Origin of the sequence: Aquimarina sp. Aq78, from assembly GCF_900299525.1 — a bacterium.
Classification (GTDB): Bacteria; Bacteroidota; Bacteroidia; order Flavobacteriales; family Flavobacteriaceae; genus Aquimarina.
The window spans coordinates 60,650-77,837 of the sequence record NZ_OMKA01000017.1 but is presented as its reverse complement, the minus strand read 5'-3'; the positions used below and the strand labels follow the sequence as shown (position 1 = coordinate 77,837).

15 protein-coding genes and 2 tRNA genes are annotated in these 17,188 nt (G+C 34.3%); all 17 read left to right on the top strand.

Translation table 11 applies throughout. The annotated features are described in order from the left end of the window. Nucleotides 1–21 precede the first annotated feature (21 nt). A complete protein-coding gene (locus DG435_RS11230; protein ID WP_106794051.1) occupies nt 22–2,016 on the top strand; it encodes an aminotransferase class V-fold PLP-dependent enzyme in 1,995 nt (664 codons plus the stop codon). Nucleotides 2,017–2,472: 456 nt separating this feature from the next. Next, nucleotides 2,473–3,732 carry a hydroxymethylglutaryl-CoA synthase family protein gene (locus tag DG435_RS11225; protein ID WP_106794050.1) on the top strand — a complete coding sequence of 420 codons (1,260 nt, stop codon included), beginning with the start codon at nt 2,473–2,475 and terminating at the stop codon, nt 3,730–3,732. Then, on the top strand, nt 3,720–4,511 hold the full coding sequence (locus DG435_RS11220) for an enoyl-CoA hydratase/isomerase (RefSeq protein WP_106794049.1): 792 nt from the start codon (nt 3,720–3,722) through the stop codon (nt 4,509–4,511). The genes DG435_RS11225 and DG435_RS11220 overlap by 13 nt, the downstream gene beginning before the upstream one ends. Before the next feature lie 175 nt (nt 4,512–4,686). Further along, nucleotides 4,687–6,042, top strand: a complete 1,356-nt coding sequence (locus DG435_RS11215) for a DUF1302 family protein (protein WP_106794048.1) — start codon at nt 4,687–4,689, stop codon at nt 6,040–6,042. A 185-nt stretch (nt 6,043–6,227) separates the two neighbouring features. Then, nucleotides 6,228–7,178, top strand: coding sequence for an acyltransferase domain-containing protein (locus DG435_RS11210; RefSeq protein ID WP_106794047.1), 951 nt, complete (start codon nt 6,228–6,230; stop codon nt 7,176–7,178). Nucleotides 7,179–7,247: 69 nt separating this feature from the next. Then, nucleotides 7,248–7,322, top strand: a tRNA-Cys gene (locus tag DG435_RS11205). A 49-nt stretch (nt 7,323–7,371) separates the two neighbouring features. Beyond that, nucleotides 7,372–7,446, top strand: a tRNA-Cys gene (locus DG435_RS11200). Between the two features lie 38 nt (nt 7,447–7,484). Further along, a complete protein-coding gene (locus tag DG435_RS11195) occupies nt 7,485–8,210 on the top strand; it encodes an MBL fold metallo-hydrolase (RefSeq protein ID WP_106794046.1) in 726 nt (241 codons plus the stop codon). Between the two features lie 55 nt (nt 8,211–8,265). Further along, the gene (locus tag DG435_RS11190) at nt 8,266–8,523 is read left to right on the top strand and encodes an acyl carrier protein (RefSeq protein WP_106794045.1); all 258 of its coding nucleotides are present in this window, start codon (nt 8,266–8,268) and stop codon (nt 8,521–8,523) included. A 42-nt stretch (nt 8,524–8,565) separates the two neighbouring features. Next, the gene (locus DG435_RS11185; protein ID WP_106794044.1) at nt 8,566–9,843 is read left to right on the top strand and encodes a beta-ketoacyl synthase N-terminal-like domain-containing protein; all 1,278 of its coding nucleotides are present in this window, start codon (nt 8,566–8,568) and stop codon (nt 9,841–9,843) included. A gap of 40 nt (nt 9,844–9,883) precedes the next feature. After that, the gene (gene fabD, locus DG435_RS11180) at nt 9,884–11,074 is read left to right on the top strand and encodes an ACP S-malonyltransferase (RefSeq protein ID WP_106794043.1); all 1,191 of its coding nucleotides are present in this window, start codon (nt 9,884–9,886) and stop codon (nt 11,072–11,074) included. Next, the gene (locus DG435_RS11175; RefSeq protein ID WP_106794042.1) at nt 11,075–12,004 is read left to right on the top strand and encodes a phosphoglyceromutase; all 930 of its coding nucleotides are present in this window, start codon (nt 11,075–11,077) and stop codon (nt 12,002–12,004) included. It abuts the gene before it with no gap. Between the two features lie 2 nt (nt 12,005–12,006). Next, entirely contained in the window at nt 12,007–12,666 is a 660-nt protein-coding gene (locus tag DG435_RS11170) for a 4'-phosphopantetheinyl transferase superfamily protein (protein WP_106794041.1), read from the top strand. 48 nt (nt 12,667–12,714) lie between these two features. Further along, nucleotides 12,715–12,969: a phosphopantetheine-binding protein gene (locus DG435_RS11165; RefSeq protein WP_074409451.1), complete on the top strand. Its 255-nt coding sequence runs from the start codon at nt 12,715–12,717 to the stop codon at nt 12,967–12,969. A gap of 223 nt (nt 12,970–13,192) precedes the next feature. Then, nucleotides 13,193–13,870: a DUF4386 domain-containing protein gene (locus tag DG435_RS11160; protein WP_199852718.1), complete on the top strand. Its 678-nt coding sequence runs from the start codon at nt 13,193–13,195 to the stop codon at nt 13,868–13,870. Nucleotides 13,871–14,369: 499 nt separating this feature from the next. Then, the gene (locus DG435_RS11155) at nt 14,370–16,796 is read left to right on the top strand and encodes a TonB-dependent receptor (protein ID WP_106794039.1); all 2,427 of its coding nucleotides are present in this window, start codon (nt 14,370–14,372) and stop codon (nt 16,794–16,796) included. Nucleotides 16,797–16,858: 62 nt separating this feature from the next. Further along, a complete protein-coding gene (locus DG435_RS11150) occupies nt 16,859–17,188 on the top strand; it encodes a hypothetical protein (RefSeq protein WP_106794038.1) in 330 nt (109 codons plus the stop codon).

The following is a 17,188-nucleotide window of genomic DNA, read 5'->3' as shown; positions in this document are numbered from 1 at the left end:
ATTAAATAAAACGAGATTCAAATGGAAACAACTATGTATAATGAGCATGGATCATCAAACGTTAGCCAGCTCAAACAACAAGAAAATGGCGCGCTAAAAGGTAATGAATCAGAAACAGCATTTGCTGAGCTGGAACGTGGAGTGCATGCAGCACTAGAAACTTATTCCAACGTACATCGTGGGAGTGGACACAATTCGATGGTATCTTCTCATCTATATGAGCATGCCAGAGATATTGTGTTGGAATATATGGGGCTTAACAAAGATAGATACATTGTCATTTTTTGCTCCTCCAAAAGAACAAATAGTTTAACATCACAACTTAAGTCTGGAAGCTATCAATTTTTGACAAGTCTAGAGATTGGTTTGCCGTTGGGTATAACCGCAGTTGTTGTCGGGAAAAAAGCATTACCTAAAGGCACCCCATCCGAGTGTGGTGGAGGAACGGCCAGACTTGTTGCGGCAGAATGGATAATCTGGAATAACGGACCAGACAAATTTGAAGCAGGTACTCCGGCCATTGTTAATGTTATTGCATTTAGTAAGGCACTTCTCTTAATGAAGCAATATGGAAAAGATATCTTTAAGAAATTATCTCAAAAGGATCTTAGCGTAAATGAGTTGATATATAAGGATGAGTTAGAGAAATACTCCGGACTGGAACTCATGAAGAAACTTAAACAAACCTTAATAGGACGAGGTTTAATTGTACCAACCATGGAAGGTGAAAGACAATTCGTAAACCTGGATAATAGTGCCAGTACACCTACATTTACCCCAATTTGGAACACGTTTCGTGAAGCATTACGTTTGCCAGAGAAAAGAAGACAAGAAGTAGTGCAAGAAGTAAAAACTATTTGTAGTGAAATCCTAGGAGCACCTCTTGAAAACTATGATATTATTTTTACCAAAAATACTACCGAATCTATCAATCTTGTATCAGAAAACCTGATCAATAATCCCGAAAATAATATTGATCCAGTAGTACTGATCTCCCTGCTGGAGCATTCCTCTAATGATTTACCTTGGCGCATGATTTCCCAAAACTCTCTGATCAGGTTAGGAGTGAATGAAGAAGGTTTTATAGATTTAGTAGAACTGGAAAAAAACCTACGAGAATATAATCTAGAGTATAAGTACGCAAAGAAACGTATTAAAGTTGTTGCTCTGAGTGGTGCTTCTAACGTTTTAGGGTCATGTCATAATATCAAGGAAGTAAGCTCAATTGTTCATAAATATGGTGCAAAACTTCTGATAGACGGTGCCCAGGTAGTTGCTCACCTTAAGGTTGAGATAGAAAAAGATGGGATCGATTATATGGCTTTTTCTGCTCATAAAATCTATGCCCCATTTGGTACCGGAGTATTGGTGGTTAAAAAAGGATTACTCAATCATAACCTGAATGAGAAGAAACGTATCCAATTATCTGGAGAAGAAAACATAGGAGGAATTGCGTCATTGGGTAAAGCACTTGTACTTTTACAACGCATCGGTATGGATGTGGTTCATAAAGAAGAACAAGTATTGACTAAACGAATATTAGATGGAATGTCAAAAATACCTGGACTGACTGTTTTCGGGGTAAATGATCCAAAGTCCCCTAAATTTGATGATAGGATAGGAGTTATTGTTTTTGAGACAAAAGGAATTTTGCATAACAAACTAGCAGAAGAGATGTTCCGAAAAGGAGGTATCGGTGTAAGATACGGTTGTCATTGCGCTCATTTACTGGTTAAGAAAATAACAGGTATTAGCCCTGTACTCGAGCAAGTACAACGTGTTGTTCTAACTGTAGCTCCAAAGACCCAATTACCGGGAGTTGTTAGAGTCAGTCTTGGAATAGAAAATACAGAAGAAGATGTAGACATCTTAATTGAGGTGTTACATAAACTAATTCAACAAATCAAAGAAAAACCTAGTGGGGCGCAAAAAAAGGCAAACTCCAAAGCAGAAGCTGATTTCCAGAAACAGCTGGATGATTTCTCTCAGGCAGCAGTTAAAAGAGTTTATGCTTAGTTGCTAAAAAGGGTTGCAACATATGTTAATACTCATGAATAAAAAATAATACCCTTACTCCAAAACATAATCTGGTTTTGGAGAATTCCTAGAACTTAAATTTTTATTTACAAGAATTTTATTAGATATGCTGAGGTAGGATTTTGTTTACATATCCTGATAGCCTTATTCATGGCAGATCTTTTGTGTCAGTAAGCCAGCATTTAAGATAGATATCAAGAAAGATAAATGATCTTGAGTGACTACTTGGTAATTGACATTGGTAATTGAATTTCAACGTTCTATTGATTAAACGAAGCCTTCGAGATGGCCTATCGTAAATCAAATATCATCAACGATACATTATAATTAAAAAACTAAGATACAGGTAATGTAGCTTAATCTGGTATGCTAGAAAAAATCGTATGCCAATCACACAAAAACTTAATTTTTAATCATTTAATAATAGAAAAATATATGCGTATAGCAGGAATTGAAGCAATGAATGTCTTCGGAGGCACAACATTTTTGGATGTAGAAAAACTTGCAGAATATCGTAAATTAGATACATCTCGTTTTAAAAATCTTCTTATGAAAGAGAAGACGGTGGCATTACCCTATGAGGATCCAGTCACTTTTGGAGTAAATGCTGCTAAGCCTCTCATAGATGCTCTTAGCCCAGAAGAAAAAGATCGTATCGAGCTGGTAATCTCATGTACAGAATCGTCCTTTGATTTTGGGAAATCAATGAGTACTTATTTTCATGAAATTTTGGGATTGAACCGCAATTGTCGCTTGTTTGAGTTAAAAAATGCATGCTATTCTGGGGTGGCCGGTTTTCAAATGGCAATCAATTTTATCTTGTCTCAAACTTCACCTGGGGCAAAAGCTCTGGTAATTGCGACAGATGTATCTCGTTTTATGATAGAAGAAGGTGGGGATGCACTCACTATGGAGTGGTCATTTGCAGAACCTAGCGGAGGAGCCGGAGCGGTTGCTATGCTGGTTAGTGAGAAACCTTATGTGTTTCAGGTAGATATTGGCGCTAATGGATATTATGGTTATCAGGTGATGGATACTTGTAGACCTACTACAGATGGCGAAGCCGGAGATTCTGACTTGTCATTACTCTCTTATTTAGACTGTTGTGAGAATTCTTTTTACGAATATCAAAAACGTGTTCCCGAGGCAAATTATGCCAAGACTTTTAGCTACCTGGCCTTTCATACTCCTTTTGGAGGAATGGTCAAAGGAGCACATCGTAATTTAATGCGCAAAGCAGTGAAAGCAAAACCTAAGGACATAGAAATGGATTTTGAGAACCGAGTAGTTCCTGGGTTGGTCTACTGTCAGCGTATTGGCAATATTATGGGAGCGACAGCCATGATGTCACTCGCTAGTACGATTGAGAATGGCAGTTTTGACGCACCACAAAGAGTTGGATGTTTTTCTTATGGGTCGGGTTGTTGTTCTGAGTTTTTTAGCGGTATAGTAGGTGAAAAAAGTCAGGAAAGTATACAAAAATTCAAGATTAAAGAACAATTTGATAAAAGGTACGAACTAAAAATGGATGAATATGAAAATTTACTGGTAGGTAGCAATGCAGTAAAATTTGGTACACGCAATGTAAAACTGGATACGGATTTTATTTCTCAAGCCAGAAAAACGTTGAACAGAGAGACACTTTTTTTAAAAGAGATTAAAGAATTTAAAAGAGAATACGAATGGATATCATAAGTAATGTAACATCATACGAAACTATAAAAACCAGGTTTGAAGGCGATATTTGTTTTATTCAAATCGATCGCCCAGAGGCTAAAAATGCAATTAATAATAGGTTAATCGAAGAGTTTACAAACGCACTTGATCTATGTGAAGAATTGGCAAAAATCGTGGTTGTCGAAGGTTCTCCTGAAGTGTTTTGTTTTGGAGCAGATTTCAAAGGCATCCAACAGAGTCTTGAAAACGGGACTCAGCATCAAGATCAAAACCCCGAACAAATGTATAATCTATGGCAAAAATTAGCTTCAGGCCCATACATTACTATTGCACATGTTAGAGGAAAGGCTAATGCTGGTGGAATGGGTTTTGTAGCTGCTTGCGATATAGTACTCTGTGAACAGAAAGCAGTATTCAGTTTATCAGAACTTCTTTTTGGACTGATGCCTGCCTGTGTTTTGCCTTTTCTGATCCGTCGAATAGGATTCTCCAAAGCACATTACATGACATTAATGACCCAACCTATATCGGCAAAGGAAGCATATGATTGGGGACTGGTGGATGCATATGACGAGAATAGTAAAAATCTGTTAAGAAAGCATTTATTACGCCTACGCCTGCTTTCCAAGCAAGGAATAACCAGTTATAAAAGTTATCTGAATAAATTGGATAATTTCCCAAATGCTACTAAGTCACATGCTCTTGCAGCTAATATTGAAGTGTTTTCTGATGAAAGGAACCTGAATAAAATAGCAAGATTTGTAAAAACCGGTCAATTTCCCTGGGAAGAAGGATAAATAATACATGCGGTATCCGGTAAGATTAGCTGTTAAATCGGATTTACACATATTGTTTAAACCTTTCAAAAACCAAACACAATTAGTTTTTTAGATATGGCTTCAAATGATTTTGATACATCATTAACGTCGTGAAGAAAACAAATCATTATTAATTTATTTTTTAGAGAGAGGCATGAAGAATTGCTCCAACTTCACCAATGATGTTGTATATAGTATTATCATCTCACTTATAAGTATTTCATGTGTTTATGGCCAGGTTCCTGTAGAAAACGATACCATAGAAGACATCGAGGATTTCGATATCATTGATATGGAATCTACTCTGGTTGAAGAGAAGAAGGATTCGATATCATGGGTTTCAGATGTGTTTAGTGCAATGCGTTTGGGGATACAATATGGTTTTACGTATAAAGTCGAAAAACCGGATAAGATAATGAATAACCGGCTTTCGTTTCGGTTAGAATATTCTAAATCCTTCTTGGATTATCTTTCACTCCATATAGATACTAAAATGTTTACTTTTCTCAAAAATGATCATAGGATTCGTGATGAAAATGATATAGTGGCATTTGAAGGAAGAACAAGAGAAGCTTATTTACAGACTAGTTTTAATAGAACAAGTATCAAAGCTGGAATTCAGATAGTTGTATGGGGGGAATCGGATTATGCGATTGTTACTAATGAAATAGGCCGTTTGGATTACCGGGAACCGCTAAGTCTCAATATGGATGACCTTAGGATAGGACAACCTATGCTAACCGTAGACCAGTATTCATCATTTGGATATTGGAGTGCGTTTTTTGTGCCTTATCCCGAATTTAACGAACAACCTCGAAAAGGAACAGGGTATTATTATGATCCTTTTGACGGAAAAGTTGAATATCTAAAGGAAAAACAAAAGGGAAATTTTTCTGAATATGGTTTACGATGGAGAAAAACCTTCGGAAAAAGTGACATTAGTATTATGGCAGCCAGTTTGATAGATAATCAATATGCCTTACGAATGGTCAACCCTGATCTTATTGCCAAAAGTAAACAGCGGTTTTTTATGACTGGTGTTACCTTCAATCGAGCAATCAATAATTTACTCGTTAAAGGTGAAGTAGCAATAAAATCTGAAAAAGCATATAACGATACATCGTTTCAGATTGTAAAAAAAAATGCTTTGGACGCCTCAATTGGTATTGATTATTCTCCCAACAGTACTTTTACGTTAAGTATGGAAGCAGTGAATTACCATATCATGGATTGGTCTGATCAAATTCAGGGAATTCCCAGAAATAATTATATAGCCCTATTGGCCTTAAGTAAACAACTAATGAAAAATAATCTATCCCTTAGTTGGGCTTCTATGTACAACGGACCTTATACTAATTTTTTTAATGTGTTATCGGCTTCCTACAATTGGAATGACCATATCACTTTAAATTTTGATGCACTCATTCCTATTGTAGACGATGCTAGAAGTGGATTTTACCCTTATCGTGATCAAAAACAGGTTGCTTTTAGGGTTTTGTATCAGCTTTGATTAATTCACGATTAATACTATGTGCGGTATTTTTTTGGCTTTAAATAGAAAAAGAAGAGTTCAGGTAATATTGAAGTAAAACGTCTTATCCGATTACCAAAAGGTTTTTCAGGTTTCCTAATCATACTAGTTGTACAAAAAGTGTAATGAGATTAGGAAAGCCTGTCATTAAATAAAAAAATCAAATGAATAAACAGATTATATGTATGTTCTCTGGCCAGGGTTCTCAATACTATGAAATGGGTAAAGAACTCTACGAACATAATGAACAATTCAGATATTGGATGGATCATTGTAATGAAATAGTTTTTCCATTAATAGGAACCTCTTTAATTGATGTTTTGTATCGAGGAAAGAGAAAAAGCGAACCCTTTGACAACATTCTTTATACGAACCCTGCTTTATTGAGTATCCAATATAGTATGTTCAAATTACTTAAGGGAATGAATATCCAACCAGATTTTCTTATGGGATATAGTATGGGAGAGCTTCATGCAGCTGTTGTTTCAGGTGCTATTTCCCTGGAAGATGGAATCAGGGTATCGGTTGATATAGCTAAGCTTGTTCATGAAAAAACCCAGCCTGCAGGTATGTTGGCTATTATGGGATCAAAATCAATAATGATCCGCTACCCAGATCTTTTTCGTAATTGTTGGTTTACAGCAGGAAATTTTCAAGAGAACTTTGTTGTGAGCGGTTTGCCTCACACAATAGAAAACCTTTATCAAAACTTAAATAAGGAAAATGTTATATCACAAATATTACCGGTAAAATATGGGTTTCATACCAAACTCATAGATCCAATCGAAGAGGCTTATAAACAAATTTTTAGAGATATTAAGGTAGTATCTCCCGAAATTCCAGTGATATCATCATTGCAAACAGGGACAGTTCGGGAATTGAATGGAGACTATGTATGGAAAGCTATCCGTAATCCTGTTAATTTCGAGCAAACTGTTGAAAGAATACTGGAAACCGAAGATTACGCTTTTATAGATATAGGACCTAGTGGAACTTTGTCAACTTTTGTTAAATATATACTTCCTTCAGGTTCAGGTTCTATTTCATTGCAAATGATAAATCAATTCGGAAGTGATTTAAATGTCATTCAAAAATTAAAAACCTGTTTATGTTAGTGAATCACTGCTATAAACATTCTTTAGAAATATTGACGGAAAATATTTTATAAAAAAACAATAAGAAAAGGTGCTGTGCCCAAGAGGTTTAAGGGGAAGGTCTGCAAAACCTTTATTTCAGTGGTTCGAATCCACTCAGCACCTCTTAAGAACATAATAACCTGTAAGTTTTGAATCTATGACTTACGCAAATGGCGCTGTACCCAAGAGGTCTAAGGGGAAGGTCCGCAAAGCCTTTATTTCAGTGGTTCGAATCCACTCGGCGCCTCTATAAATGCAAAATAGAGCACATTAATTTACACATCAATGAAATTTGAAAATCTGATAATGGATATTGGATATACCGATACTGGTTATAGCGGTATAGTACAGGTTGTCATACTGAGAATGACTTATATGTCTATGGTAAACTATAGTTATTTGGTGGTTGACCATATTAATAATCAAGCTATTATTGTGGATCCGGCCTGGGATATGAGAAAAGTAGAGCAGGCACTGGAGAATACCGGAACAGTCTTAAGTGGAATTTTACTTACTCATTCTCATCTTGATCATATTCATTTAGCCAAACCTCTGGCAGAAAAATACTGTTGCCCTATTTGGATGTCCAATGAAGAAATTACGTACTCTGGTTTTCATGCTCCACAATTAGAAAGCATTGGTACAACACCATGGTCAGTTGGCCAAATACAGATTGAACCTTTATTTACCCCGGGTCATACACCTGGTGGTATGTGTTATCTAATAGGAAACAGTCTATTTACCGGGGATACATTATTTGCCGAAGGTTGTGGCTTATGTTTTGACATGCAAGGAGCACATAATATGTACGAAAGTATTAAATATCTAAAAAAAAGAATTGCAACAGATACGCTCATTTTCCCGGGTCATAGTTATGGAAGACCACCAGGTCAGGTATTTTCTGAAGTATTGAAGCAAAATATATATCTGCAATTTAAAAACAAAAATGATTTTACTGCATATCGTTTAAGAAAGGGACAGAATAAATTGAACTTTTTTGATTTTCAGTAAGATAAAATCTTAAGCTAAAAAGAAGTGTATAATATTTAAATAAATAATAGAAGTTATGTCAAAAGAACATGTTTTTGAAGTAGTAAAAAATGTTATTATAGAAGTGCTTCCGGACATTAAACCGGAGCAGATTCAGATCGAAAGAAATCTACGAGAATTGGGTGCTAACTCAATTGATAGGATGGAGGTTGTTACCATGTCGATGGAAGAATTAGACCTGAAAATACCTTTAATGAGCTTTGCTCAAGTAAGTAATATTCAAGGTATGGTAGACGTATTGGTAGAGAACTATGCATCTGTCGAGAGTAATTAATATAGTTAATGGTATTGCCAATAGATTACTAAAATAAGATAGATGATAGTAACCATAAATAAGGTTGGGATTACTGGTATGGGAACAGTTTCTTCAATAGGTAATGATGTTTCTACATTTTGTAACTCTTTAAGGGGTGGAAAATCAGGTATTAAGCAAACACCAATTATAAAAGAACCAAAAATATCTGTTGATCTTGCGGCTAAGATAGAAGACTTTTCCTTCTCTGATTCTATAGATCGTTTTCAAAATGTATCAGAAGAGAAATATGATCATGCCAAGCGATTAGGAAGAAGAGCTCCATTTGTTATTCAAACGTCCATTATATCTGCCTTAGAAGCATGGTTTAGTGCCAGATTACATGATAACAAGCCTTTGCCAGAGCGAATAGGATTGATTGTTGCTGGGCAAAACAGTACTCAGAATTATCAATATGACTTGATTTCAAAATTTAGGAAAAATCCGGAGTATCTATCTCCCCGATATGCACTTGAGTTTTTGGAGACCAATCAAATCGGGGTTTTGAGCGAACTATTTGGTATTGAAGGAGAAGGGTTTGCCGTAGGAGGAGCATCTGCAACTGGGAATGTCGGTATTATAAAAGGATATCAGCTTGTTCATTCAGGTCTGGTTGATGTGTGTATAGTTACAGGTGTTGTTGCTGACCTTTCCCCAATGGATATTCAAGGTTTTATTAACATTGGAGCCATGGGAGGTAAGAAATATATAGATCAACCAGAAAAATCCTGCCGCCCTTTTGATACACAACACGAAGGTTTTATTTATGGACAAGCTAGTGCCAGTGTAATTCTAGAATCAGAAATAAGTGCTACTAAAAGGGGTATTCCATTCCTGGCAGAAGTCAAAGGTTATGCATTGAATCTTGATAGCAATAGTTCTGCTAATCCAAATGTAAATGGCGAAGCAAAAGCGATGCTTTCAGCGTTAAATCAAGCTGGGTTATCAGCTTCAGATGTTGATTATATAAATACTCATGGAAGCTCTTCTCCCTTGGGAGATAAAACCGAAGCAGAGGCTATTAGCAAAGTTTTCAAAGATCATAGATCTGATTTGTGGTTAAATTCTACCAAAGGGTTAACAGGGCACTGTTTGTATTCGGCAGGCATAGTAGAGACAATTGCTACAGTTGAACAAATGAGACAAGGATTTCTACACCCAAATAAAAATCTGGAGATCCCGATTTGTAAAGACTTACAGTTTTGTGGTACTGCAGCCGTTGATTATCAGGTTGATGTTGCAATGAGTAACTCTTTTGGCTTTGGTGGAATAAATACTTCGATTGTATTAAAAAGAAGATAAAATTAAAATTATAAACCTAATATAAAAAAACAAGATAAAAATGAAGAAAACATATGTGTTTCCTGGGCAGGGCTCTCAGAGAAAAGGAATGGGAGAGACGCTTTTTGATGAGTTTCCTGCGTTAACAAAGAAAGCGGATAAAATATTGGGGTATTCTATTAAAGAACTTTGTTTAGAAAATCCTAATGATCAGTTGAATCACACACAATATACTCAGCCGGCACTATATGTAGTGAACGCTTTGTCTTATCAGAAGAAAATTAAGGATGGAGAAAAACAACCAGATTTTTTAGCAGGCCATAGTCTGGGTGAGTATAATGCATTGCAGGTATCGGGTGTGTTTAGTTTTGAAAGCGGTCTTAAACTAGTTAAAAAAAGAGGTGAACTCATGAGCCAGGCTAAAAATGGAGGGATGGCCGCTGTTCTAAATTCTTCAGAAGAAAAAATTCTGGAAATACTTAAGAATGCAAACCTGACTACTATTGATATTGCCAACTTAAATGCCTCTTCTCAGATTGTTATTTCAGGTTTAAAAGAAGACATTGATAAGGCACATCCATTTTTTGAAAAAGCAGATATCATGTTTATACCTTTAAATACAAGTGGTGCATTTCACTCACGCTATATGAAAGAAGCAGCTGCTGAATTTGAAAAGTTTGTAAAGAAGACAAGGTTTTACAAACCAAAAATCGATGTAGTTGCTAACGTTACCGGGAAACCCTATGTACATGGCAATGTAGCTCAGCACTTAATAGATCAGTTATCCAACAGTGTACGATGGTCCGAAAGCATGACATATTTGTTGCATCAGGGAGAGATGGAGTTTGAAGAACTGGGAGTAGGAGATGTACTGACCAAATTGATGGGGTATATCAAAAGAGATTATACAAAAACGGTTAGGGAACAGACCGGTAAAAAAGCAGAGACCAATCAAAAAAAACGTTCCCAAGCAGCACCTGGTAGTTCAAAGAAAGCGGCCAAACCAGTTAAAAAAAACAAATCGGTAACAAAAAAAGTAAAACAAAAGAAACTATCAGACCCGACTAAACTTGTCGAGCAATGGAACGAAGTTTACCCAGTAGGAACAAGGGTAATCTCAGACTTTTATGAAAATGAACTGGAAACCAGATCAGAAGCCATAATATTATTTGGGCATCGAGCAGCCGTATATATCAAAGGGTATAATGGATATTTTGATCTAAAAGAAGTGAAACCGGTTCAAAGGAGTTAAATGAAAAATAAATTAATATTTATTTTTTTAGATGGAGTGGGCTTAGGAAAAAATGTGGAATCAAACCCATTTACAAGAGCTTTAATGCCAACAATGTTTAATCTAGTTGGCGAGGCATTAACCAATACCACAAATGTTGTGAAGCAAAATTTTCTGGTGAAAGGAATTGATGCATGCCTGGGAGTTGAAGGAGTACCTCAAAGCGCAACAGGGCAGTCATCTTTATTTACCGGATATAATGCTCAGGCATTTTTAGGCCATCATTTGATGGCGTATCCAAATGATCAATTGATATCATTGATCAACAAAAGATCAATTTTCAAATACGCCAATGAGAATTATATCAAAAGCATTTTTGCTAACTCCTATACCGATGGGTTTTTCAAATCTTTTAATACGAATTCTCCAAATTACAGCGTGACTACACGTTGCGTATTAGCGGCCAAAAATAGTTTTAATACTATGAATGATCTTATTGAAGGCAGAGCTGTACATTGGGATATTACAAACCTTACTTTACAAGATGTGTCCAATAATAAGATACCTTTAATAACTCCGTTTATAGCTGGAGAAAATTTAAAGAACTTAACAAAAGATCATGATTTGATTTTATATGAATGTTTTTTACCTGATTTAATAGGGCATAGAAAGGACATGAATAAATCCATCATGTTTTTAGAGATGTTTGATGAATTTCTTAATGGAGTAATTCATGATAAACCAGAAAATATTCATGTTTTAATTACCAGTGATCATGGGAATATTGAAGACCTTTCTTTTGGCGGTCACAGTAAAAATGAAGTTCCGTTTATTTTTATCGGTAAAGAAGCACATCACTTTTTAAAAGTGAGAGCTATTGATGAAATATTTAACGCCATATTTTCAAAACTATTTAATACGGCCTCTATTACTAAACTTGAAAAGATTTGAGAATGCAATCAATAGATATATTTTTTACATCCTTTAAAAATCCGATGGAGCAAAGTCTTTTTTCAGATTATCTATTATTGCTACCGCCAGATTTGAGAAAAAAAAATTCACAATACATTCGTTGGCAGGACAGACATGCACACTTGTTAGGACGCTTACTATTGATTGAAGCACTAAAGAACTATCATATAGAAAATAATATTTGGGACCTTATCGCTTATAGCTCACACAAACGCCCATATTTAACCTTGAAGGGGTATGATTTTAATATATCTCATTCTGGTGATTTTGTGATTTGTGCGATAGGAAAAAATATCAGGCTTGGTATTGATATTGAAGAAAACCGAAAGAGAAACCTTAAAGACTTCAGGGGTTTAATGACTGATGATCAGTGGGATGAAATTAACGGTGCGAGTTGCCCATTAAAAGCATTTTATAAATATTGGACAATTAAGGAAAGTGTGATCAAGGCAGATGGACGGGGATTTTATATACCTCTAGATAAACTTGAAGTGAAGAATAATACAGTTCATTTTGACGATAAATTGTGGTTTGTAAAAGATTTTGTGTTCACAAACGGTTATAGTGCTGCACTAACAACCAATCAATTATCAACATTTAAAATGCATGATGTAAATTTTTATAAATCACATATGGTTTAGCCCAATTAACAGATTAATTAAAAACTAATTCAAATTAAATTATAGATTATGGATAAGAACGAAAACGACATTTTTGATTTGATAGCTACTCATGTAGCTGATATCTCTTTAGACATAGCGCATGGTCCTATCATACGCTCTTCAATGTTATCTCCTCTCGGAATGGATTCTATTGGTAGAGCAGAGCTAATTGCAAGGATGCTCGAAGAACTATCATTGACAGCTTCGGCAAGAGAATTTTACAAAGCCAATAATCTTGGCGAACTTGCAGCGTTATTTGCAAATAAGCTGAAGGAGCAGTGAATCCTGTTAGTTGATCGAGATTAATAATTGAATACTTTTTTATCAGAAACCAGAATTGATGTTTTTGACAAAAAGCTTTTAGATATATCTATATGTTTTTTGTGTTCACTTTGTACTTTTGTACAAAATTAGAAAGACCAGTTAGTCGTGTTTTTTATTACTTATTGAATATTTATACTTATTAAAAAAAGTTTTATAGCAAAAAAAATAGCTTATGTATTTGATGAAAAGTAAAGTAAGATTGGCAGGTTTGTTATTTATAGCAGGTATGGTTGCTGGGGTTTTTAGTGTAGCACCATCGATTGATTCTACAAAATATTTAACAGAAGCCGCTGCAAATTCTAATAATGTAATCATAGATGCTTTCTTTCAATTCATAATGTCGCTTGCATATTTAGGAATTGCAATTTTATTATACCCTGTAATCAGAAGGTTTGATGGTAGTTTAGCAATCGGCTTTTTTAGTTTTAGGATAATTTCTGCAACACTCGTAATTTTTGGAACAATATTATTATTGTCAATATTGGCATTAAGTCAGGAGTTTGTATATAATTCACCTCAAAGCTCTCCTGATTTAAAAGCATTAGGAAATGTATTCAAAGTTATGCGGGATTATATAAACCATGTATTTATGGTTCTGGTTTTATGTATAGGAAATTTTATGTTGTATGTTTTATTAGTGAAATCACGGCTAGTGCCTCGTTGGCTTTCAGTTTGGGGAGTATTAGGTACATTGTTGTCTGCAATAGCAAGTATTTTAATTTTATTTCAGGTTATTGAAATTATCACAGCCGAATACTTAATTTTAAATGTTCCAACGGCAATATTAGAATTGATTCTGGGGATATGGTTAATAGTAAACGGATTTGACAAAAGAGCATGTGTAGAAATGTACGAATAAAGAAAATGTAAGAAAGTAAAAAAGATATACATAGGAGTTTTGTAATATATATTCCACATTTTGAATTTGATTTAAGCTTAGACTTTACGCGAAAAAGCATAGAAAATGAACATTTAATAATACGATAGAAAGTTGAAGTAGGGTATAATCTTCGGATAAAAAGCTCGATACTAGTCACGACTTTAATACTATTTTGTCTATAAACCTCTATACATACAATATGTATAGAGGTTTTCTTTGTTAGATATTATAGTACCAGCTTTTTATGTAAATTGAGTATAGATCTTTGATTTTCAAAATAATAACATGCTAGATGTAGATTCTGCTCTACTAGTTCTTCTAATTTGACAGTATATTTTTTACTTGATACCAGTAAAATTTTTAAAAAAACAGGATAGAATATTTTTATTTATAATCATTCTTAATAGATTTGCGGCGCATACATTATATTTATTTAGAATAAATAAATATAATTTTCTAAATCTATTAATTATAATAAATGAAAAATCAATTACTTATCATTTTAGCATTGCTATTATCAACCTCTTTTTCTTTTTCACAAAATGGAAGTATAAAAGGTACAACTGTAGATAACACTCAAGCTGTGATATCAGGAGTTAATATTATCATTAAAAACTCAACTCAAGGAGTACAATCTGATGAAAATGGAGCTTTTGAAATCACAAACGTTGCAGACGGGGATCATATTCTTGTTGTATCCTATTTAGGATTTAAGACAAAAGAAATTCCTTTTACTATATCTAATAATGAAACCAAACAATTTGATGCCATTATCCTATACGAAGGAAATGAAATTTTAGCCGAAGTTATAATAGAAGGAGAGCGAAGAAATAAATTTTCAAGAAAAAAAACAGCCTATGTAGCTAAACTACCTTTAAAAGACTTAGAGAATACTCAGGTTTATAGCACAGTCACCACAGATTTGTTAAAATCACAGGTGGTAACAAACTTTGAAGATGCATTAAAAAATGCAGTTGGTGTTGAAAAATTATGGTCTTCTACAGGACGAGGCGGAGATGGAGCCGGATATTATTCTTTACGAGGGTTTTCGGTACAACCTCAATTGGTTAATGGAATACCAGGTCTTACAAACGGAACTATTAATGCAGCAAACATTGAAAGAATTGAAGTGGTAAAAGGCCCTTCTGCGACACTATTTGGTAGTGCCGTAACTTCATACGGAGGACTTATAAATGTCGTTACCAAAAAACCATATATAGGTTTTGGAGGCGAACTTTCTTTTACATCTGGAACCTATGGTTTTAATCAAGTAAGTGGAGATATTAATACCCCATTGGATAAAAATAATAACATTTATTTTAGATTGAACACATCTTATGCTACAGAACAGAGTTTTCAAGATGCTGGTTTTAGAAAATCTTTTTTTGTAGCTCCATCACTATCTTATCGTGTTAGTAATAAATTATCCTTTTCGTTTTATGGAGAAATTTCACAGGCAGAACAAACCAATCCTATGTTTCTGTTTTTGAATAGGAGTGCACCTACCCAAGCAAATAACTTAGATGAATTAGGATACAATTATAAATTGTCATTTACTAGTAATGAATTAACCTTAGAAAACCCTACGCAAAATTATCGTGTAGAAATGGATTATAAGCTTTCTGATACTTGGCAATCACAAACCGTATTGTCAAAAAGTTCAACATCTACAAAAGGATATTATTCTTATTTGTTTGATTTTGGAGTTTTGGGCAATGATACTTTTTCTCGTTTTATTAGTAAACAAAATTCCAATACTCAAACAACAGATATTCAACAAAACTTTATAGGAGATTTTAAATTGGGATCAATTAGAAATAGAGTTGTTTTGGGTATCGATTATTTTAACTCGACACAAACCAATAATAGTAGCGGCTTTACTTTTTATGGAAATATAACTCCTGAGGGAGGTTCTAGTGGGGATAATCCTTTTACACCAGATGTAGAGACTGATACATATACATTATCAGCGGCTAGTGTAGATGCTGCTCTAGAATCCCAAGGTATATCTAATGTAAAATCTAAATCACATATTTACAGTGCTTATATTTCTGATGTTGTTAATATCATCCCATCACTGTCTGTAATGGTAGGCTTAAGGTTAGATATGTTTGATAATGAAGGTGATTTAGCAAATCTTGATGATGATTTTGACCAAACAGCTTTTTCTCCAAAATTTGGTGTTTTATATCAACCTATAATGGATAAATTATCTGTATTTGCTAATTACCAAAACGGATTCACTAATGTAGAACCTGCTTTAGTAGGAGATCCGAATGCAGGGCCACAAACGTTACAAACTTTTGATCCTGAGCAAGCTAATCAATTAGAATTTGGTGTTAAGACTAATTTATTTAATAATAGATTAAATGCTTCGGTGAGTTATTATGATATTAAAGTAAAAGATCGTGTTATTACAGATCCGGCTTCACCTTTCAATAAAATACAAGGAGGTGAAGTAGAAAGTAGTGGTTTTGAAATTGAAGTAAACGCTAGCCCTATTGATGGCCTTAATATTAGAGCAGGCTTTAGCAATAATGATAGCGAAACCACAAAATCTGATAATGCAGAAATATTAAATCGTAGACCATTAGAAGCTGGCCCTGAGACGCTTTATAACTTTTGGACGAGTTATGAATTTCAAAATGGTAAACTAGATGGTTTTGGATTGGGATTAGGCTTCAATGGTGCGAGTGAACGTTTTGCAATCAACTATGTATCTACCGGAGAGTTTATTCTTCCGAGTTATACTATTGCTAATGCTTCTATTTTTTATCAAGCGAAAAAATATAGAATCGGCCTAAAACTGAATAATGCATTTAATAAAGAATATTACAAAGGTTGGTCAACTATAACGCCCCAAACCCCAAGAGCTATATATGCGAATTTAATATATAAGTTTTAAAATATTTTAATATAAACAACTCTAAATATCTTATTTAGAGTTGTTTGGTTTATAAAGATGAAATGATAACAATTAGTGTATTATTAATTTTTTTTGGAAGTTTTTTATTATACCATACCTCAAAAGAGGTACTGATAAACTATGATTTAACTATTGAAAAATGGATTAAATTAAACATGGTTGTTTCAAAGCTTATAGCGGGTGTACTTTTATTAGCTTCATTAATCATTGCCATTGTTTCTTTAGGAAGAACATCTGGGATTTTATTTTGGCTTTTTTTGATGATGATAATTTTAGGATTAATCATCATTATAGCTCCATTAAAAAAAGTAACATACAAACAGATTTCAGTTTTATTTTTAGTGCTATTAATACTTGAATTAATATTATAA